General features: G+C 41.6%; 17 protein-coding genes. 9 read left to right on the forward strand and 8 right to left on the reverse strand.

What is annotated here, in order from left to right; all coding sequences use genetic code 11:
• The first annotated feature begins 16 nt into the window (after positions 1–16).
• Positions 17–1,318: a glycosyltransferase family protein gene (locus CKV81_RS04410; RefSeq protein ID WP_095070791.1), complete on the forward strand. Its 1,302-nt coding sequence runs from the start codon at positions 17–19 to the stop codon at positions 1,316–1,318.
• A 48-nt stretch (positions 1,319–1,366) separates the two neighbouring features.
• On the opposite strand, the gene CKV81_RS04415 is transcribed toward CKV81_RS04410, so the two are convergent.
• Positions 1,367–2,347: a PLP-dependent cysteine synthase family protein gene (locus CKV81_RS04415; RefSeq protein ID WP_095070793.1), complete on the reverse strand. Its 981-nt coding sequence runs from the start codon at positions 2,345–2,347 to the stop codon at positions 1,367–1,369.
• A 51-nt stretch (positions 2,348–2,398) separates the two neighbouring features.
• The gene (locus CKV81_RS04420; protein WP_095070794.1) at positions 2,399–3,628 is read right to left on the reverse strand and encodes an ABC transporter permease; all 1,230 of its coding nucleotides are present in this window, start codon (positions 3,626–3,628) and stop codon (positions 2,399–2,401) included.
• 5 nt (positions 3,629–3,633) lie between these two features.
• On the opposite strand from CKV81_RS04420, the gene CKV81_RS04425 reads away from it, so the two are divergent.
• Positions 3,634–4,842, forward strand: a complete 1,209-nt coding sequence (locus CKV81_RS04425; protein ID WP_095070796.1) for an exo-beta-N-acetylmuramidase NamZ family protein — start codon at positions 3,634–3,636, stop codon at positions 4,840–4,842.
• Here the strand turns inward: CKV81_RS04425 and CKV81_RS04430 are convergent.
• The 3 genes from CKV81_RS04430 to CKV81_RS04440 are packed head-to-tail and all read right to left on the reverse strand — an operon-like array spanning position 4,839 to position 6,791.
• Positions 4,839–5,042, reverse strand: a complete 204-nt coding sequence (locus tag CKV81_RS04430) for a hypothetical protein (RefSeq protein WP_095070798.1) — start codon at positions 5,040–5,042, stop codon at positions 4,839–4,841. The genes CKV81_RS04425 and CKV81_RS04430 overlap by 4 nt on opposite strands.
• A 2-nt stretch (positions 5,043–5,044) precedes the next feature.
• A complete protein-coding gene (locus CKV81_RS04435) occupies positions 5,045–5,620 on the reverse strand; it encodes a DUF3575 domain-containing protein (RefSeq protein WP_095070800.1) in 576 nt (191 codons plus the stop codon).
• Between the two features lies 1 nt (position 5,621).
• Positions 5,622–6,791, reverse strand: a complete 1,170-nt coding sequence (locus CKV81_RS04440) for a thioredoxin family protein (RefSeq protein ID WP_095070802.1) — start codon at positions 6,789–6,791, stop codon at positions 5,622–5,624.
• 241 nt (positions 6,792–7,032) lie between these two features.
• On the opposite strand from CKV81_RS04440, the gene CKV81_RS04445 reads away from it, so the two are divergent.
• Genes CKV81_RS04445 through CKV81_RS04470 form a run of 6 tightly spaced genes read left to right on the forward strand, consistent with a single transcriptional unit; the run spans position 7,033 to position 13,895 of the window.
• Complete coding sequence (locus CKV81_RS04445; protein ID WP_095070805.1) at positions 7,033–8,160, forward strand: hybrid sensor histidine kinase/response regulator; 1,128 nt, start codon at positions 7,033–7,035, stop codon at positions 8,158–8,160.
• A gap of 6 nt (positions 8,161–8,166) precedes the next feature.
• Complete coding sequence (locus tag CKV81_RS04450) at positions 8,167–11,748, forward strand: response regulator (protein ID WP_095070808.1); 3,582 nt, start codon at positions 8,167–8,169, stop codon at positions 11,746–11,748.
• A 12-nt stretch (positions 11,749–11,760) separates the two neighbouring features.
• The gene (locus CKV81_RS04455) at positions 11,761–12,132 is read left to right on the forward strand and encodes a response regulator (protein WP_095070811.1); all 372 of its coding nucleotides are present in this window, start codon (positions 11,761–11,763) and stop codon (positions 12,130–12,132) included.
• A 6-nt stretch (positions 12,133–12,138) separates the two neighbouring features.
• Positions 12,139–12,960 (forward strand): CheR family methyltransferase, encoded by an 822-nt coding sequence (locus CKV81_RS04460; protein WP_095070813.1) that lies wholly within the window; start codon positions 12,139–12,141, stop codon positions 12,958–12,960.
• Between the two features lies 1 nt (position 12,961).
• A complete protein-coding gene (locus CKV81_RS04465; RefSeq protein ID WP_095070815.1) occupies positions 12,962–13,537 on the forward strand; it encodes a chemotaxis protein CheB in 576 nt (191 codons plus the stop codon).
• On the forward strand, positions 13,530–13,895 hold the full coding sequence (locus CKV81_RS04470) for a response regulator (RefSeq protein ID WP_228411039.1): 366 nt from the start codon (positions 13,530–13,532) through the stop codon (positions 13,893–13,895). The genes CKV81_RS04465 and CKV81_RS04470 overlap by 8 nt, the downstream gene beginning before the upstream one ends.
• Before the next feature lie 151 nt (positions 13,896–14,046).
• On the opposite strand, the gene CKV81_RS04475 is transcribed toward CKV81_RS04470, so the two are convergent.
• From CKV81_RS04475 to fbp, 3 genes are all read right to left on the reverse strand, one after another.
• Positions 14,047–15,720, reverse strand: a complete 1,674-nt coding sequence (locus CKV81_RS04475; RefSeq protein WP_095070817.1) for a glutamine--tRNA ligase/YqeY domain fusion protein — start codon at positions 15,718–15,720, stop codon at positions 14,047–14,049.
• Positions 15,721–15,835: 115 nt separating this feature from the next.
• Positions 15,836–16,837 (reverse strand): o-succinylbenzoate synthase, encoded by a 1,002-nt coding sequence (locus tag CKV81_RS04480; RefSeq protein WP_095070819.1) that lies wholly within the window; start codon positions 16,835–16,837, stop codon positions 15,836–15,838.
• A gap of 81 nt (positions 16,838–16,918) precedes the next feature.
• Positions 16,919–17,938 (reverse strand): class 1 fructose-bisphosphatase, encoded by a 1,020-nt coding sequence (gene fbp, locus CKV81_RS04485; protein WP_095070821.1) that lies wholly within the window; start codon positions 17,936–17,938, stop codon positions 16,919–16,921.
• A gap of 203 nt (positions 17,939–18,141) precedes the next feature.
• Between fbp and CKV81_RS04490 the strand changes: the two genes are divergently transcribed.
• On the forward strand, positions 18,142–19,380 hold the full coding sequence (locus CKV81_RS04490; protein WP_095070823.1) for an aspartate kinase: 1,239 nt from the start codon (positions 18,142–18,144) through the stop codon (positions 19,378–19,380).
• The last annotated feature ends 8 nt before the right edge of the window (positions 19,381–19,388 follow it).

The following is a 19,388-nucleotide window of genomic DNA, read 5'->3' on the forward strand; positions in this document are numbered from 1 at the left end:
GAACAGAGTGTAAAAGTTGGAATCAGCGATTAAAAAAATACTCATCATCACCTATTACTGGCCGCCGGCGGGCGGCCCGGGTGTGCAGCGGTGGTTGAAGTTTGCCAAATATCTGCCGGAATTCGGGTGGAAACCGACTGTTTTCATACCTGAAAACCCAAGTTATCCGTTGCTGGATGAAAGTTTGGAAAAAGACGTTCCAAAAGATCTGGAAATTATAAAAAACAAGATCTGGGAACCTTATCAACTCGCTGAAAAACTCAATAAAAGCAATAAAAAATTCAAAGCCGGACAGTTCGACGTAGGGCAAAACCAGAGCTGGAAGTCAAAGCTTTCGATTTGGGTACGCGGCAATTTTTTCATTCCCGATGCCAGAGTATTTTGGGTAAAACCTTCCACTAAATATTTAAAAAAATACCTTTCGGAAAACCATTTTGATGCGTTGGTAACCACCGGCCCGCCACATTCCCTGCATTTGATCGGGCTTGGCCTGAAGAAAGAATTTCCTGGATTGAAATGGATTGCAGATTTTCGGGATCCGTGGACTGAAATTTCGTACCAAAAACATCTTAAGCTCACAAAATCCTCCGATAAAAAGCACCGCGATCTTGAACAGAAAGTTTTTAAAACTGCGGATATCACTTTAGCCACAAGTTTCACCGATGCTGAAAATTTCAGAAAAAATGGTGCAAATGCGATCTGCATCACCAATGGATTTGACAGTGATGCTTCGACGACTTTCAACATACCCGGCGAATATGGAACGGAAAAATTTACATTAAGTTACGTCGGCGTCCTGGAGCAGCTCCGGAATCCGGAAATCCTTTGGAAGGTTTTGGATGAAATAATTACAGAAAAGGACGGTTTTGCAAATGATTTTGAATTGAAATTTGCAGGACGGATCGATGACAGAATCCTGCATTATTTAAATAGCTTGAAACTGAAAACCTCTATTAATAACTTAGGCTACCTATCTCACGACAAAGCGTTGCAGGAAATGGCGAATTCGGATCTATTACTGATTACCAATTTCCCGCAGGAAAGTTCAAAAGGGATTATTCCGGGGAAAATTTTCGAATATTTGGCTACCGGAAAACAGATTTTGTCGTTTGGACCAAAAGATGCCGACGTCGCAAAAATCCTGACAGAGACCCATGCGGGAAAGCATTTCGATTATTCTGAAAAAGAAAAGGTGAAAGACTTTATTGTCAATCAGTATCTTAACTGGAAATCAGGAAAAACCAGTGACAACCCATCGAGTATTGAGCAATATTCAAGAAAAAATCTAACAAAAACATTATCTCAGGTTTTACAATAAAATACGTTTCCACTTTCCTGAAAACGTATTTTATAAATTTCTGATTTTTTACAACCAGCCCATTTCCTTCATCCAGTCATCATTGTAGATTTTAGCTACATAACGTGAACCATGGTCGTGCAGAAGCACTACGACAATATCGTCCTTGGTAAACTGATCCTTCATCTGCACTAAGGAAGCAATCGCGCTGCCCGCAGAATATCCGCAGAATATCCCTTCTTCCTTAGCCAATTTTCTTGCATAAATAGCCCCGTCTTTATCGGTTACTTTTTCAAAATGATCGATAACGGAAAAATCATAATTTTCAGGAATGATATCTTCGCCAATGCCTTCGGTGATGTAAGAATGCGCCAGCGACAGATCGGTTTCACCCGTATCAAGCCTGTGTTTGAGGATTGAACCGTAAGTATCCACACCGATGATTTTAATGTCCGGATTTTTTTCCTTGAAGAATTTTCCGCAACCGGTAATCGTCCCGCCGGTTCCGGCACCAACCACAAAATGCGTCAACCGGCCTTCAGTCTGTTCCCAAATTTCAGGAGCCGTAGATTCGTAGTGTGCCTGTCTGTTCGAAAGATTGTCATATTGGTTCACATACCACCCGTTTGGGGTTTCTCTTGCCAATCTTTTTGAAACGGAATAGTACGACCTTTCATCGTCGGGAGCAACATCACTTGGGCAAATGATAACCTCAGCGCCCATAGCTTTCAGCACATCGGCTTTTTCTTTGGACTGCTTATCGCTGGTCACGAAAATACATTTGTAACCTTTCACGATTGCGGCGAGCGCAAGCCCCATTCCCGTATTCCCGGAAGTTCCTTCCACGATGGTTCCCCCAGGCTTCAGACTGCCGTTTTTTTCCGCGTCTTCAATCATTTTCAGCGCCATCCTGTCCTTTACGGAATTTCCGGGATTGAAAGTTTCTACTTTTGCCAGAACCATAGCCGGGAAATCTTCTCCCAAAACTCTATTAAGCTTTATAAGTGGCGTATTCCCGATGGTTTCGAGAATATTTTCAGCATATTTCATAAAATTTTATAACTAAAAAAATTAGATCGCGGCAAAGATAAACTTTTCCGTTTAGTTGTATTTAATGGCTTTCACAGGAGAAATTTTACTGATCAGATAACTTGGCAGTACCAGGGCTATTGCAGAAATAATTAAAATTCCCAATGAAATTGAAAGGATATAAAGCGGGTTCAGATCAACCGGTACCACACTTACGTAGTAATTTTCGGGATTAAGTTTAATGATTCCGAATATTTTTTGAATTAAAAGAAAACCCAGCCCGATCACATTGCCGATAACCAACCCGGGAATCATGATCAGTAAGGTATAGTTGATGAAAATCGCACGGATCTGTCGGTTATTTGCACCAAGGGTTTTCAGCATTCCGATCGAATTGGTTCGCTCGATGATCAGGATCAACAGTACCATGATAATATTGATCACGACCACCACGAGCATAATGGTGATAATCAGTGCGATATTGGTATCAAAAATGTTGATCCAGTCCACAATTTGCGGGTATTTGTCGGTGACTTTTTCTGCGTAGTTTTTATAGCCGGAAAGCTTCTCAATGACCGGAAAAACCGAATCAATCCTGTCATTATCCTTAAGGAAAATTTCGTAGCCGCCGTTCTGGTCTTTTTCAAAATTCTGGATTTTCCTGGCGTGGTTTATGCCGCCGATTACGAACAAATCGTCGATCATCTTGATGTCGGTCTTATAAATCCCGCTGATTCTGAATTTTCTGTAAAGTGGTTTCTGGTCTTCCTTTGAAAAAATGGTCACGATGCTGTCGCCCACTTTTTTATGCAGATCATTGGCTATTTTCTGGGAAAGAACCACATTCCCATTGTAAACGCCTTCCTTCACCCTGGGTGTTTCGCCTTCCACCAAAAATTTCTCAAAACGCTTGTGGTCAAAATCGGAGCTGATGCCCTTGAAAATGATTCCGGCAAAATTATCTTCGGTACGCATAATGCCGCTGACGGTTACAAACTTTTGCGTGGCGGCAACGTCCGGAAGTTCCTGAATTTTTTTAAACTGAAAATTTTCTGTGCTGAGAACCGATGAGTTGTAGGATGAATTGGATTTCTGAGATTTGATTTGAATAGCTCCGCCAAAGTCTGCCATCCGGTTTTTGATTGCATTTTTTGAGCCGATTCCCGTGGCTACCGTAATGAGCGAAACGATGATGCCCAACGCTACAGAAAGCCGACCAATAAAGATAATAATGCGTGAGAGATTATTTTTGTTATCTTTGGAAAAAGCAATCTTTTTAGAGAAATATAAAGGAAAGTTCAATACCGATGCATTTAAGGTTCAAAAATAAAAATTTAGTTCTGATTTGCCTAATTTTTTTGGGAGCAATGATAAGCTGCAAGGCACAAAACAATACTGAAACGGCAGAGAAAGACTGCTTTAAAACCGCTGCCGACCGGACAGAATTATACCTTCCGCTGCTGAAAGACAAAACTGTAACCGTAGTCACCAATCAAACGGGATTGCTGAAGGACAAAACACATCTTGTAGATTTTTTAGTTAAAAATAATATTAAAATTAAAAGCATTTTCGCACCGGAACACGGATTCCGTGGTGATGCAGACGCGGGCGAACACGTGAAAAGCGGCATTGATGTGAAAACCGGTTTACCCATCGTCTCTCTGTACGGCAACAACAAAAAACCAACTGCAGGGCAGCTGAAGGGAACGGACGTCATCCTTTTTGATATTCAGGATGTTGGCGTTAGATTTTACACCTATATTTCAACTTTAACTTACGTCATGGAGGCCGCTGCGGAAAACAATATAGAAGTTATAGTGCTGGACCGCCCAAATCCGCACGGCGGCTATATTGACGGCCCGGTTTTGAAGGAACAGTGGAAAAGTTTTGTAGGTATGCACAAAGTTCCGGTTGTTTATGGCCTCACTATCGGCGAATACGGAAAAATGGTCAATGGTGAAAAGTGGCTGAAAAATGGCGTAACTGCAAAATACACGGTTGTCCCAATGCTTGGCTATCACAAACTTCAGCGGTATGGAATTTCTGAGCGGCCGTCGCCCAATTTGCCAAATGAGAAATCGATTAATCTCTATCCTTCACTTTGCTTTTTTGAAGGAACGCAGGTTTCAGTCGGGCGCGGGACAGCTTTGCCTTTTCAGGTTTACGGCAGCCCGTGGACAAAATCTTTTAGCTATACATTTACTCCAAAACCAAATTACGGGGCAAAGGATCCTTTCCTGAACGGTAAACTTTGTTACGGTGAAAACCTTTCAAATTTCCCTGAGGATTTAAGAAGGCTGAATCTAAGCTGGCTGTTGAAGGCATACAAAGATTATAAAAATCCGCAGCAGAATTTCTTTTTAACCAATCTTTTCTTTGATAAACTGGCAGGAAGCGATGATCTGCGGAAACAAATCATGGCTGGGAAAACTGAAGAGGAAATAAGGCGCTCCTGGCAAAAAGATTTGGCAGAATTCGAGAAAATTCGCGCTAAATACGTGATGTACGAAAATTAATCAAACTTATCGGGAAAATTCCCGCCTTTGTTTTTGTAAAGGATAAACATACCGATTGAAAGCCCAACCACGCCAGCAAATGCATTGAGGAGCGCCCTTGACAGTTTGTCCGCCGCATCATTTCCCAGATAATTCATCAGGAATATAACCGCAAAAGTGATGATTGACAGGATGATATGGGTTTTACCAAAAAGTTTCATTTTTATTTAATTTTATAAGCAATCATAATTCCGCCACGGTACGGGAGAAATTCCCCGCTCTTGTTCCAGCCGGCAGCACCGTCATAGCGGATCCAGTTTGGCGGCACATCCTCATATCCGTGATATTGCGACTGCACGCTTCCACCGCCCAAAAACAAGTCAATATTCCAATTTTCTTTCCACTGGAACTGGTATCCTACCGTTGCGCCAAACATAAATGTAAAGCCCCGCTGAAACTTGTTGGTATCAGCATAATTCCATTTTGTGAGATCAAAAACTCCAAATCCGGCATTAGCACCTACATACCACTTGTTAAAGGCTTCTTTGAAATAATAACGTCCTTCCAAATGCCCCATATAAACCTGTGCATGATTTCCGCTGAAAGATTTCCAGGGAGAAATAAGTCCGTCTGCCTGTAATGTATACTTCGGGCTTAACTGATATTCTAAACCAATATTTGTTATTAAAACCGGAAGAAGTAAGGCGTTTCCCTTGATGTACAGCGCATGTTCATTCTCCTGAGCTGAAAATCTCACAGCAGATAAAAGCAGTGCTGCAAACAACAGATTTTTAATCATTTTACTTTATTTCTAGAAGAAGTTTTTCAGGTACTGAAGCATCCATACCTTTTTCCTTTGCCAACTTTACAGCCTGTGTCGCATATTTTTTTGCAGCCTCTTTATTTCCGGATTTCAGATGAAGCCTGGCAAGAATATAATTCCCATCAGGTGTTTCTCCCTGCTGAAGAGCCTTTTCCGTCCAAATGACCGCCTGCTTCAGCGATGTGGGGTTTGAAATTTTTTCAGCAAATACAAATGCGGCAGTCATCAGCTCTTTGGCATCGAAGCCGTCGCCGTTCTTATAGTTTTCGAGTGCAGCTTTTTCGTAACCGGACCAGTTTTCAAGAGAACGGTAGGCATTTAACTTTAAAATCTTGAGGTAATTTTCAGCATCTTCCACGCTCATCAGTTTAGAAGCATCATCAAGAAACTTAGCCTCATTGATGGTCTTTTTACTCTTATCTACCGCATTTTCTGCGATGGTATTCAGTTTGATCTGAGTGTGGAACTGGTTGTAGGAACTTTCCGGCAGAAGGTTGAGGATTTCAGGTTTTTCATTCACAAAAACCTTGTAGTTGGGGTCATTTTCAGAACGCAGAAAATAAAAAAGCATCGCCAGCTCGTCCTGCGTAAACGCCTTCTTTTTCCTCACCTGGAAATATCTTTCAGAAACCTTTTTGGCAAATTCCGGATCGATATTGGCGTTAAGTTTTGCCGTATTCAGGAGAAATTCCGGGTCGGTTTCACCTTTTTCAAAACGCTCTTTTCCACCGCCCCCTTCGCCAATCATCTTGGCCTGGCTTCCGAGCTGCAGAAAATCGGGAGCTTCCAGATAACCCATTCCTTTGTAAACCACTTCCCCATCGCCATTTAAAAAAAGATAAGTTGGGTACGAATACACCCCATATTTCTTCTGAATATCCCTGCCCTCGCCTTTTTCCATATCTATTCTGGCATTGATGAAATTGGCATTGTAGAATTGTTTCACTTCATCCTTTGGAAATATGTTTTTTTCCATCAGTTTACAGGGGCCGCACCACTCTGCATAAGCATCAAGGAAGATTATTTTATTTTCTTTTTTAGCTTTGGAAAGTATATGGTTGAAAGTTGCTTTTTCGAAACTTATGGTTTCCTGGGCAAAGACGAACGCCGAAACCAGAAGAAAGAGGAGAGCCGTATTAATTTTCATTTTGTGTAAAAATTGTCTGCAAATATAATGAAACGTATAAAATGTAAATATTTCCGATTGACGAATATTCTTGTACTCAATCGTAAAAAAATGAATGATCAGATGGGAATTATATAACTGCAATCGGCAAAAATAGATTATGCAATCATGAAAAATGAATGATATAAAGCATCAAATAATAGTTTAAAATGGATAAAACATTTATCTTTGATTTCTTGCAGCAATTGAAATTAATTGATAAATGATATTAATCGTTGACGACACTCCCGAAAACATTATTTCTTTAAAAAAAGTACTGGAAAAAAACGGTTTTGAAGTTGACACCGCATCATCGGGAGAAGAGGCCTTAAAAAAAATTCTTAACAGATCCTATGTCCTTATCATTCTCGACGTTCAGATGCCGGGAATGGACGGTTTCGAGGTAGCTGAAACCATTTCCGGATTCAGCAAGGCAAAAGAAACTGCCATAATCTTCCTTTCCGCAGCCAGCGCCAATGTGAACCTGATTACGCGGGGTTACTCCTCCGGCGGGCTCGATTATATTTCCAAACCGGTAGATATGAACGTGCTGTTGCTTAAGGTGAAGACATTTTACAGAATCTACGAGCAGAGCAGAGCTTTGAACAAAATGCAGGAAACCCTTCGTGAGGAAATTGAATACAGAAAAGAAGCAGAACGTAAAAAGGATGAATTCATCAGTATTGCCAGCCACGAGCTGAAAACACCGATGACCAGCGTGAAGGGTTATATACAGTTACTGGAACGCAGCATCGAGAAAAATGATATTGAGACTACGAAAGCCCGGCTGAGCAAAGTTCAGAACCAGATTGAGAAGCTTAATAATTTAATCGCTGATTTACTGGATATTTCTAAAATTGAAAGCGGAAAATTAAAACTCAACAAAAAACATTTTCAGTTCGATGCCCTTGTTGAAGATGTTTTAGAAATTCTTCAGCAATCACATCCTGACGTGACATTCATAAAGAAAGGCAGCTTTGAAGGTAAAATTTACGGCGACGATATCCGGATTGAACAGGTGATTCTCAATTTTATGACTAATGCCCTGAAATATGCGCCGGACAGCAATGAAATCCATATCAATTCGAGAAGAGAGGGCGACCACGCTTATTTCTCTGTAAAGGATTTCGGAATCGGTATGGCCGAGGAAAATAAAGACAAAGTCTTCAACAAATTCTACCGCATCGAGGAAACTTCAGAGAGATTTCAGGGACTCGGGATAGGTTTGTACATCTGTAAAGAGATTATCGAGCTGCATCAGGGTGAAATCGGCGTAAATTCACAGCCCGGAGAAGGCTCGGAATTTTACTTCACACTACCTTTAAACACCGAACAGGACGAAAACATATAAATTTCTATGAACTTTAAATCTAATTTAATATTTGGCCTTGGGCTTTCATTGGTCCTGCTCTTCATCAGTTCACTGGCATCTTATATCAGCATTAAGAATCTTATAGAAAACGAACAGCTGCTGCGTGCAAGCAACAACCGTATTCTCACACTTAGCGAAACTTTGTCAGTAGTGAAAGATGCTGAGACGGGACAGCGCGGCTATCTGCTCACCGGCGATTCCAGATTTTTGGATCCGTATTCCGATTCCAAAAGAAAAATTAATACCCAGCTTGAGGAACTTGATGCCAGTTTCATGGACTCTCCGTCTCAGCAAAAAGATCTTTCAGATTTAAAGGCCCAGATTCAGACCCGAATTCAGATCCTCGAAAAAAATTTGAATTTAAAATTACAGACCGGCATTGTAAGTACCGAAAAACTCCATGCAGGAAAGCAGTACATGGGCGAAATCAGGCGTATTGTATCTCTGATGCAAAAAAGGGAGGAAATCATACTGAAATCGAGGACTGATACGATGAAGAAATTTGCCGGCTTCACCCCTTGGCTTATTATTATCTCAGCACTATTAGCGATCGCGATCACATTGATCTTCTTCCGAAAAGTCCTTCAGGATTTCAATCAAAAATCAGAACTCACGCAAAAGCTTGAAGAAAAGAACGAGGAAACACAAAACAGACTTGAGGCGATCGAGAAAGTTGCAGGTCAGATTTCTTCCGGAGATTACAATATACTTTGGGATCAAAATACCGAAAAAACTTTAGGCTCGGTTGCAGAACCGTTAAACAACATGGCCGCTTCTCTAGAAAAGTCTTTCAGTTTGCTAGAAGAAAAAGAATGGCTCAGCACCTCATCTTCAGAACTGAATGATCTGATGATAGGCGAGAAAAGTTTGCAGAAACTTTCCGGCGATATCCTGGATTATCTAACGGCAACAACCAACAGTCAGGTTGGCGCCATTTATCTTCAGAATTCTGATGGGTACCTGCATCTTACAGGCAGTTATGCCCTTGCGAGAGGGCAAGCAAAGGATATCATCGTAAGCGGTGAAGGAATCGCAGGCCAGGCCTTTGAATCCAGAAAACCCATCGTGGTAGATGAAATTCCGGATGATGATACCACGGTAAGTTTTGCGACTGGCTACACAAAGCCCAGAAACCTCATCGCGCTGCCAATCAGCCGGTACAATATTCCGCTGGGCGTTCTGGAACTGGGCACTACACACCAGTATACTCCGAAGCAAATCGAATTCCTGAAATCCGTTGCAGGGAATGTGGGCTTGGCACTCTTCAGTACACAAAACAGGTTAAGGCTGCAGGAATTATTGGAAGAGACTCAGGCACAGTCAGAAGAACTGATGATTCAGCAAAGCGAACTGGAAAACATCAACTCCGAACTGGAAGCGCAGTCGCAAAAACTCCTGGCTTCAGAAGAAGAACTGCGCGTACAGCAGGAAGAGCTTCTGCAAAGCAATCAGGAACTGGAAGAGCGGACCTCACTGCTGGAAGAAAAAAATGCACTGATTGAACAGCGCAACATTGATATTCAGCAGAAATCCCTGGAACTGGAACAAAGCAATAAATACAAATCCGAGTTTTTGGCCAATATGTCCCACGAACTTCGTACGCCTCTCAATTCCATACTTCTCCTTTCAAAACTGATGAGTGAAAGTGAAGACTTGGACGAGCAGTATATTGAGTATTCTGAAGTGATACAGAATTCCGGGCAGGGCCTTCTTACTCTGATAGATGAGATTCTTGACCTTTCAAAAATCGAAGCCGGCAAGATGACTTTGGAACTTAATGATCTTTCTTTGGATGAAGTGATTACCGATATGCGGATGCTTTTTGCGCCGGTGGCTAAAGAGAAAAATCTTGAGTTTAAAATTGAAACTGAACCGGGAACCGACAAAATTCTTTACACCGATAAATTAAGACTTGAACAGATTTTGAGAAACCTCCTTTCCAATGCCATAAAATTCACTTCGCAGGGAAGCGTAACTCTGAACATTTCCAAAAATATCGGTGAGGAACTCATCACTTTTAAAGTAACAGACACGGGAATCGGAATTCCTGCGGATAAGATAAAGATGGTTTTTGAGGCATTTCAGCAGGCAGACGGTTCTACCCAAAGGAAATTCGGCGGTACCGGACTGGGATTATCGATCAGCCGGGAGCTGGCAAAACTTCTCGGCGGTAAAATCGCACTGAAAAGTACTGAAGGAAAAGGCAGTGAATTCAGTCTCACTATTCCGGTAAAGTTTAGCGAAAATGCGGAAACGCGGCCGGAACAGCCAATAGCCGAACCCGAACTTCCAAAAATTACCGAAACAGAACCTCAGCCGCAACGGTTTGTTTCGAGCCATATCCCTGAACCCGTGGAGGATGACCGCGACAATATCCAGCCGGGCGACAAGGTTATTTTAATCATTGAAGATGACACTTCATTTGCCAAAATTCTTCTCAATTATGCCCGCACCAAAAATTACAAAGCCGTCGTTTCAGTACGTGGCGATACCGGAATCGAACTTGCAAAGGAGCTAAAACCTCTGGCTATCCTTCTTGATATTCAACTCCCGGTTATGGATGGCTGGCAGGTGATGGAAGCCTTGAAATCCGATCCGGAAACCAAACCGATCCCTGTTCATATCATGTCTTCCATGAAATTTAAGCATGAAAGTTTATTGAAAGGAGCAGTTGATTTCATTAATAAACCTTTTGCCTTGGAGCAGATGCAGGAAGTTTTCAATACGCTGGAAGAAGCCATGAACCGCTCTCCGAAAAAGGTACTGATTGTTGAAGAAAACGAGCAGCACGCGAAAGCTTTGAGCTATTTTCTGAGTTCGAACAATATCAGCAACAATATCGCGACCAACGTAAACCAAAGTATCGACTCGCTAAAAAACCAAGAGGTTGACTGCGTAATTCTGGACATGGGTGTCCCGGACAAAAACGCCTACGAAACCCTGGAAACCATAAAACAGAACAAAGGCCTGGAAAAACTGCCGATTATCGTTTTCACCGGTAAAAATCTTTCTAAAGGCGAAGAAACCAGGATTAAGAAATATGCAGATTCTATCGTGGTGAAAACTGCACATTCATACCAGAGAATTCTGGATGAAGCCGGGCTTTTCCTGCATCTTGTTGAAGAGAAAAATAAAAAGAAAAAAGATCAGGCATCAAATGGACAGGATGGAGAACTTAGAAATATCCTGAAAGATAAAACGGTTCTTGTAGCGGATGATGATGTAAGGAACATTTTCTCACTTACCAAGGCTTTGGAAGTTCAGGGAATGAAGGTTGTTCCGGCCATGGATGGAAAAGAAGCGTTAAACGTCCTGAAAACCGATCCAAATATCGATATTGTACTGATGGATATGATGATGCCGGAGATGGACGGATATGAAACCATCCGCGAAATACGCAGCAATCCGAAATTTAAACAGCTGCCGGTGCTCGCTGTTACTGCGAAAGCCATGATGGGCGACCGCGAAAAATGTATTGCTGTAGGCGCATCAGACTATATTTCCAAACCTGTGGATATTGATCAGCTAATTTCACTTTTGCGTGTTTGGCTTTATGATACCATCTAAAAATTTAGAGTTATGAAAAATGATAAAACCATTCTCATCATCGATGATGACAGCAAAAACATTTTCGCTTTAAATGCAGTTCTGAAAGCCAGAAAATACGATTGTGTCTCCGCAAACAGCGCAGCACTGGGATTGGAGATGCTTAAGCAAAACAAAAATATAGCGATTGTGCTGATGGATATGATGATGCCGGAAATGGACGGTTACGAAGCCATCAGAGCAATGAAAAACGATGAAGCACTGAAGGAAATACCGGTTATCGCAATTACCGCACAGGCCATGACCGGCGACCGCGAAAAATGTCTGGAAGCCGGCGCTGACGGCTATGTATCAAAACCTGTGGACATCAGCGAACTGGTAAAACTTTTGGACCTGTTTATTTAAGAAACTGTGACGAACGAAAATCAACTGGACGAAAATATCGAAACCTTACTTTCAGACATCCTGGAAGTGTATGGCTATGATTTCACAGGATATTCGCGGGCATCTCTGAAACGTAGGATCAGAAGGCTTTACGAGCTGGACAAGTTTGTAAGTTTTGCAGAGTTCAGGTACCGGATTCGTGAGGAAGCGCCTTATTTCAAAAGATTCCTGGAGCAGATAACGGTAAACGTGACAGAAATGTTCAGGGACCCTGAATTTTATGTGAGTTTAAGGAAAGAAATTCTTCCAAAGCTGGGCACCTACCCTTTTATAAGAATTTGGGTGGCAGGCTGCAGCACCGGTGAAGAAGCGTTTTCCGTAGCAATTTTCTTGAAGGAGCTGAACCTTCTGAAAAAATCCCTGATTTATGCCACTGACATCAACAGCGCGGTACTGGAAAAAGCTGCGCAGGCCATTATTCCTTTAAACAAAATAAAAACTTACACAGAAAACTATATCGCAGCGGGTGGAACAGAGCAGTTTTCTGATTATTACACTGCCAATTATTCATTGGGAAAGCTCTCCGGATATCTAAAATCAAAAATTATTTTTTCCACGCATAACTTGGTGACAGATCATTCCTTCAATGAATTTCAACTGATACTCTGCCGGAACGTGATTATCTATTTTGACCGCGAACTGCAAAACGGCGTATTTAACCTGTTTGACGGAAGCCTCGAAAAATTCGGATATCTGGCATTGGGGACCAAGGAAACACTAGACTTTTCATCGATTTCCAAAAATTATGAACGTGTAGGACATGATAAAATATGGCGCAAAATAAACTGATATGAAACATTGTGAAGCCTTGATCATCGGTGGTTCAGCCGGAAGCCTCAACGTCATTATCAGTATTTTGCCGTCGATAAAATCTGTGCTTAGCTTTGCAATTATTCTTGTGCTTCACCGGAAGGCGGGAAAAGACCTTCTCAGTGAACTTTTAGCCTCAAAAACTGAGATGGCAGTAAAGGAAATTGATGAAAAAGAAAAGATAAAACCCTCACATCTTTATATCGCACCGCCCAACTATCATTTGTTGATTGAAGAAGACCGTACGTTCTCACTGGACGCTTCTGAGAAGGTGAATTTTTCGAGACCTGCAATTGATGTCACTTTCCAAAGCGCCGCAGAAGTTTTCAAAAGCAATCTTGTGTGTTTGTTATTATCTGGCGCCAACAGTGACGGTACCGACGGATTGATAAAGGTGAAGAAAAATGGCGGAACCGTCCTGATACAGGATCCTTCAACGGCTGTCGTAAGTTACATGCCTCAAAATGCGATGGACCACGTTGTGGCAGACAAAGTTTTAAAAATAGATGAAATGGCTGATTACATAAACCGATTAACAGCTGATGATTATGAATAAAAAAGTATTTATCTTCGATGATAACAGGGATATCCTGGAACTCTGCTCCGATATTCTGGAAGATTTGGGTTGTGAAGTAAAAACCTCTCCTACCACAAATCATATTGAAAACCAAGTGACTGAATATATGCCGGATCTTATTTTTATGGATAACTGGTTACCCGACATCAGCGGTATTGAAGCTACAAAACTGATTAAAGCCAATAAAGATATTGCACACATTCCGGTAATCTACTTCACGGCAAACAGCAATATCCAAATGCTCAGTGCCGAAGCCGGAGCCGACGATTACCTCGAAAAACCGTTTGATATCAGCACATTTGAAGATATAGTGAGAAAATATCTGGACAAGAATTGATAATTAGATGTGAAGGCTTCATTAAAAAAAAGAAGCCGCCACACAACTGGTGCAAACGGCTCTTTTGCGTTTTTTACCGAACTCCCGACTGATAGCGGTTTTCGTTTTGACGATTCGCAACCTACATCTTTTGGTTTGGCACATTTTATTTCTATTGCGGTTTGTAGCCGTCTTTAAGTGTAACCGTGCGGTTGAATACCATTTTCTCGTCGGTGGAGTCTTTATCTTTGGTAAAATATCCAATCCTCTGGAACTGCAACGGTTCGCCGATCCCTGCATCTTTCAGCGCAGGTTCCGAAAACCCCTGCACAATTTTCAAAGAGTCCGGATTAATAAATTCCGTGAAATCGGCCTCCTTCTCTGCATCCGGCTGCTCTACAGTGAACAGCCTTTCATAAATTCTTACTTCAACAGGAACGGCATGTTTTGCAGAAACCCAATGCAGCGTACCTTTTACTTTTCTTAAGCTTTCCTCAGTACCCGAACCGGATCTGGATTTCTCGTCGTAAGATGCATAGATGGTGGTGATTTCACCGTTTTCATCCTTTTCTACGCGGTTTGCTTTAATGATGTACGCGGACTTCAGGCGAACCTCGTTTCCTAATGAAAGGCGGAAGAATTTTTTCGGAGCCTCCTCCATAAAGTCTTCCCTTTCGATATAAAGTTCCCTGCTGAAAGGTATCTGTCTTGTGCCGGCATTTTCATCTTCAGGATTATTTTCGGTTTCCAGCCACTCTTCCTGGTCTTCCGGATAATTTTCAATTACGAGCTTTACCGGATTAATAACTGCCATAACGCGTTTGGCAATTTTATTCAAATCCTCGCGGACAAAAAATTCCAAAAGCTGTATATCAATAAGGTTTTCCCGTTTTGCTACGCCTACTCTTTCAATGAAATTTCGGATGGATGCCGGTGTGTAGCCTTTGCGCCTCAAACCGGATACCGTCGGCATTCGGGGATCGTCCCAACCGGTTACGAAACCTTCTGCCACAAGCCTTTGAAGTTTCCTTTTTGATGTGATCATGTAAGAAACATTCATTCTTGCGAACTCGCGCTGCTTGTTTCTCAGTTTTTGGCCATCATAAACCTGGTCCAGATACCAGTCGTACAGCGGACGGTGATTTTCAAATTCCAGGGAACACAAGGAGTGTGAAATCTGTTCGATATAATCACTTTCGCCGTGTGCCCAGTCGTACATCGGATAGATTTTCCATTTATCGCCGGTGCGGTGGTGCGGGCGTTTCAGGATTCTGTACATCACCGGGTCGCGCATATTCATATTCGGCGAAGTCATATCGATTTTAGCCCTCAATGACATCGAACCTTCATCGAATTCACCGTTTTTCATCCTTTCAAACAAATCCAAAGATTCTTCAACAGGTCTGTTTCTGTATGGGCTTTCAATACCGTCTTCCGTTGGATTTTTTCTTTGCTCGGTAATCACTTCCGACGGTTGCTCGTCTACGTAGGCTTTCCCGTCTTTTATCATTTGCACGGCCCAGTCATACAGCTGGTCGAAATAATCAGAAGCATAAACTTCCTTATCCCATTTGAAACCCAACCACGCCACATCTTCTTTTATGGAATCTACAAATTCCTGCTCTTCCTTCTCCGGATTGGTATCATCAAAACGCAGATTTACAGGTGCATTATACTTCTCACCAAGACCGAAATTGATGCAGATTGCTTTGGTGTGGCCGATATGCAGGTAACCGTTTGGTTCTGGTGGAAATCTGAAACGCAGTTGATCCGGTTTCAGTCCATTAGATAAGTCTTCTTCTATTATTTGCTCAATGAAATTGAGTGATTTTTTTTCTTCGTCCATGAATATCTGTTGTTGAACTGCAAATTTAGCAAAAATGGCGCTTTAAACGTCATTAATGGTGTGTGGATCTATGCTTATAAAATTGTTGCCTTTTTAAAAGCGTGAAATTTACAGCTCAGGCTTTTTTTAACTGATCTCCTGAAAGATATAACCCTGTTTCGAAATTATTGGTAAAAAGCCCGCCGGTGCCCAAGCCTTGCGGTAATATCGGATTTTTCGTGAAAGTATATTGCGCAATAGCATTCAGCCCGATATTGCTTTCTAACGCGGAAGTAATCCACCAACCGATATTTCGGTCTTCAGCCAATGAAATCCATTCGTCACAACCGAAAAATCCCCCAATCAAAGAAGGTTTTAAAATAATATACTGCGGTACGATTTCGTTTAAGAGTTCTTTCTTTTTCTGAAAATCCACCACCCCGATTAACTCTTCATCCAGAGCGATGGGCGTTGGGGTCAGTGCGCAAAGCTCACGCATTTGTGCAAGGTTTCCTGCTTTTACAGGCTGTTCGATCGAATGAATTTTTAACTCTGAAAGCTCATTCAAAACTGTTTTTGCTTCATCTAAACTGAAGGCTCCATTAGCGTCAACGCGCAGCTCAAGCTGATTTTCTGAAAATTCTTTTCTGAGATTTTTAATGATTTCTTTCTCCGCCGGCCAGTCTACACCAATTTTCAGTTTGATACAGTCAAAACCCAAATCCAGCTTTTCAGCGATCTGTTCTTTCATAAAGTCTGCATCACCCATCCATATTAATCCATTGATTTTGATCGAGCCCTTACTTTCCGTAAAAGCACTCGGGAAATAAAGGTCGCCTCCAAATTTTAGATTTTGAACAGCCTGTTCATAACCAAACCATATGGAGGGATAAGCTAGAAGTTCCTTCTTTAAAAAATCTGAATTTTGGCTGATGTTTTCACAAAGCCAGGCTAATTTCTCTTCATAATCCGGGACGTCATCGCAGCTCAGTCCACGGAAGAGCCCGCATTCTCCAATGCCTTTTCTTTCACCATCAGAAATTTCCAGGAAAAAAGTTTCTTTCGTGTGCAAAATGCCGCGCGAAGTGCCGCCTGGACGTTTAAAATTCAAAATATAATTTCGGTAAGTCGCTTCCATAAAAAAAATCAGAGCCTCAAAAATGAAACCCTGACAAATTTAGTTAAAGTAATTCTTACAATTTTAAAAACTGCTGAGGCCTTATTCTTTAATAGCATCCATTCTCATGAATTCCTCAGCTTTTTCCACCATTTCTATGCTTCCGCAGAAGAACGGCACGCGCTGGTGAAGTTCGGTGGGTTCAATTTCGAGGATTCTGGTGAAGCCGTCAGAAGCTTTTCCTCCTGCCTGCTCCGCCAAGAACGCCATTGGGTTACATTCGTAAAGCAGCCTCAGTTTACCGTTAGGCGCATTGGCATAGGACGGATAAATATAGATACCGCCTTTAATCATATTTCTGTGAAAATCAGAAACTAAACTGCCAATATAGCGGGAAGTATAAGGCCTGTCGCCTTCCATCATCTGGCAATATTTCAGATAGTTTTTCACGCCTTGGGGAAATTTGATATAATTCCCTTCGTTAATGGAGTAAATTTTCCCTTTTCTTGGAAACTTCATATTGGGATGCGAAAGGTAATAAGTCCCCAAACTTGGATCCAGCGTAAAACCGTTCACCCCGTTTCCTGTGGTATAAACAATCATTGTCGAGGAGCCGTAAACCACATATCCGGCAGCAATTTGCTCAGTCCCTTTCTGTAAAAAATCTTCTTTTATAACCGGAGTTCCGGGCTCGCTTATCCTTCTGTAAATCGAGAAAATCGTTCCCACGGAAACATTCACATCAATATTAGAAGAGCCATCCAATGGATCAATCAAGACTACATATTTACTCAGATCGCCGTTTGGTCCGCACTTAATGTCAATAAAATCATCGCTTTCTTCGGAAGCAATTCCACAAACCACTTCTCTTTGGGAAAGTGCTGTGATAAATATCTCATTGGCAAGAACATCCAGTTTTTGCTGATCTTCGCCCTGTATGTTGGTATTTCCCACTTTTCCCAGGATATCTGCAATTCCGGCCTTGTTTACTTCGCGGTTTACAACTTTTGATGCAAGCCTGATCGCGCTCAGCAACCTGGAGAGCTCACCTGTAGAGTACTGAAAATCATCCTGTTTTTCAATGATAAATTCACCTAAAGTTTGTAGTGACTGATCTGACATTTTTCTTTTTTTAATTTTCTCAAATTTCGGAAAATTATTTTATTTACCACCAATTCTTTGTTTTTTTTGGTAAAGATTAAAAGTAAAATTCAGCGGCTGAAAAAATCAGGTTTTTTGTATCTCGGGTATTATTAATATTTTTGAAACTTAATTCAAAAAGCTCCTCAATATTTAGATTTTTTTGGGGATAACACCGCATTAGAATGAAAGTTTTTAAGTTTGGCGGCGCATCTGTAAAGGATGCTGACGGCGTGATGAATGTGGCAAAAGTTTTGGAGACACAGGGCTTCGAGAACTGTCTGCTTGTGGTTTCTGCAATGGGCAAGACCACAAATGCTCTGGAAAAAGTGGTGGAGCTGTATTTTAGCAGAGACAACTATCGGAACCAGATTTCGGTGATTAAAGAGAATCACATCGGGATTGCCCAAGGGCTTTTCGAACCTACTCATGAAGTTTTTGGTGAAATTTCACTGTTTTTTGATGATATCGAATCCTTCCTCCGAAGAAATAAATCCCCCAATTATAACTTCGTTTATGACCAGGTTGTAAGCTGCGGCGAAATGATTTCGTCTAAGATTTTAAGCGAATATCTGAACTCTGCAGGGTTTACCAATCAGTGGCTTGATGCAAGAGATTTTGTAAAAACAGATAATACCTATCGCGAAGGTGTGGTAAACTGGAGCCAGACTGAAGAAAATATTTCTGCGCTCAAACAAAATTTAAGTTATGTAACTCAGGGTTTCATCGGTTCTGATGAAAATAATTTCACCGTAACCTTAGGGCGGGAAGGCTCCGATTACACTGCCGCAATTTTTGCATACTGTATGAATGCCGAAGCCATGACGATATGGAAAGATGTGCCCGGCGTGATGACCGGTGATCCGCGCAAATTCGAAAATGTAACTCTGCTTTCTCATATTTCCTACGAAGAGGCGATTGAAATGGCGTACTACGGTGCATCCGTCATTCACCCGAAAACTTTGCAGCCGCTAAAACAAAAAAATATACCTTTCTTCGTAAAATCGTTCGTGGACCCTTTGAAAATGGGAACCAAAGTCGGAAATTCGGCTGACAACCAACAGACGGAAAGTTATATTTTGAAGGAAAACCAGATATTAATGAGGATTTCAACGCGGGACTTTTCATTCATTGCCGAAGAGCACCTCAGCATGATTTTCTCCAGCCTGGCAAAATATAATATTAAAATTTCTCTGATGCAGAATACGGCAATTTCGCTGGAGCTCTGCCTTGAAGACAAATACAATAATATCGACAGCCTGACCAGGGAACTCAGCGAAACATTCAAAACCCAGGTCGTAAAAAATGTTTCCCTGTTTACCGTCAGGAATACCGACCTTTCCAACCTTTCAAAATTTTACGAAGGTAAGAAAGTGCTTCTGGAGCAGATCTCGCAGAGAACGCTGCAGATGGTAACACAATAAAAAAACAA

This window comes from Chryseobacterium taklimakanense (assembly GCF_900187185.1).
Lineage (GTDB): Bacteria > Bacteroidota > Bacteroidia > Flavobacteriales > Weeksellaceae > Planobacterium > Planobacterium taklimakanense.

Excerpts from the sequence above, each read along its gene's own strand:
- CKV81_RS04415 (WP_095070793.1), bottom strand. The coding sequence starts at position 2,347 with ATGAAATATGCTGAAAATATTCTCGAAACCATCGGGAATACGCCACTT.
- CKV81_RS04445 (WP_095070805.1), top strand. The coding sequence starts at position 7,033 with ATGATATTAATCGTTGACGACACTCCCGAAAACATTATTTCTTTAAAA.
- fbp (WP_095070821.1), bottom strand. The coding sequence starts at position 17,938 with ATGTCAGATCAGTCACTACAAACTTTAGGTGAATTTATCATTGAAAAA.
- CKV81_RS04480 (WP_095070819.1), bottom strand. The coding sequence starts at position 16,837 with ATGGAAGCGACTTACCGAAATTATATTTTGAATTTTAAACGTCCAGGC.
- CKV81_RS04490 (WP_095070823.1), top strand. The coding sequence starts at position 18,142 with ATGAAAGTTTTTAAGTTTGGCGGCGCATCTGTAAAGGATGCTGACGGC.
- CKV81_RS04450 (WP_095070808.1), top strand. The coding sequence starts at position 8,167 with ATGAACTTTAAATCTAATTTAATATTTGGCCTTGGGCTTTCATTGGTC.
- CKV81_RS04465 (WP_095070815.1), top strand. The coding sequence starts at position 12,962 with ATGAAACATTGTGAAGCCTTGATCATCGGTGGTTCAGCCGGAAGCCTC.
- CKV81_RS04430 (WP_095070798.1), bottom strand. The coding sequence starts at position 5,042 with ATGAAACTTTTTGGTAAAACCCATATCATCCTGTCAATCATCACTTTT.
- CKV81_RS04475 (WP_095070817.1), bottom strand. The coding sequence starts at position 15,720 with ATGGACGAAGAAAAAAAATCACTCAATTTCATTGAGCAAATAATAGAA.
- CKV81_RS04470 (WP_228411039.1), top strand. The coding sequence starts at position 13,530 with ATGAATAAAAAAGTATTTATCTTCGATGATAACAGGGATATCCTGGAA.
- CKV81_RS04425 (WP_095070796.1), top strand. The coding sequence starts at position 3,634 with ATGCATTTAAGGTTCAAAAATAAAAATTTAGTTCTGATTTGCCTAATT.
- CKV81_RS04440 (WP_095070802.1), bottom strand. The coding sequence starts at position 6,791 with ATGAAAATTAATACGGCTCTCCTCTTTCTTCTGGTTTCGGCGTTCGTC.
- CKV81_RS04455 (WP_095070811.1), top strand. The coding sequence starts at position 11,761 with ATGAAAAATGATAAAACCATTCTCATCATCGATGATGACAGCAAAAAC.
- CKV81_RS04435 (WP_095070800.1), bottom strand. The coding sequence starts at position 5,620 with ATGATTAAAAATCTGTTGTTTGCAGCACTGCTTTTATCTGCTGTGAGA.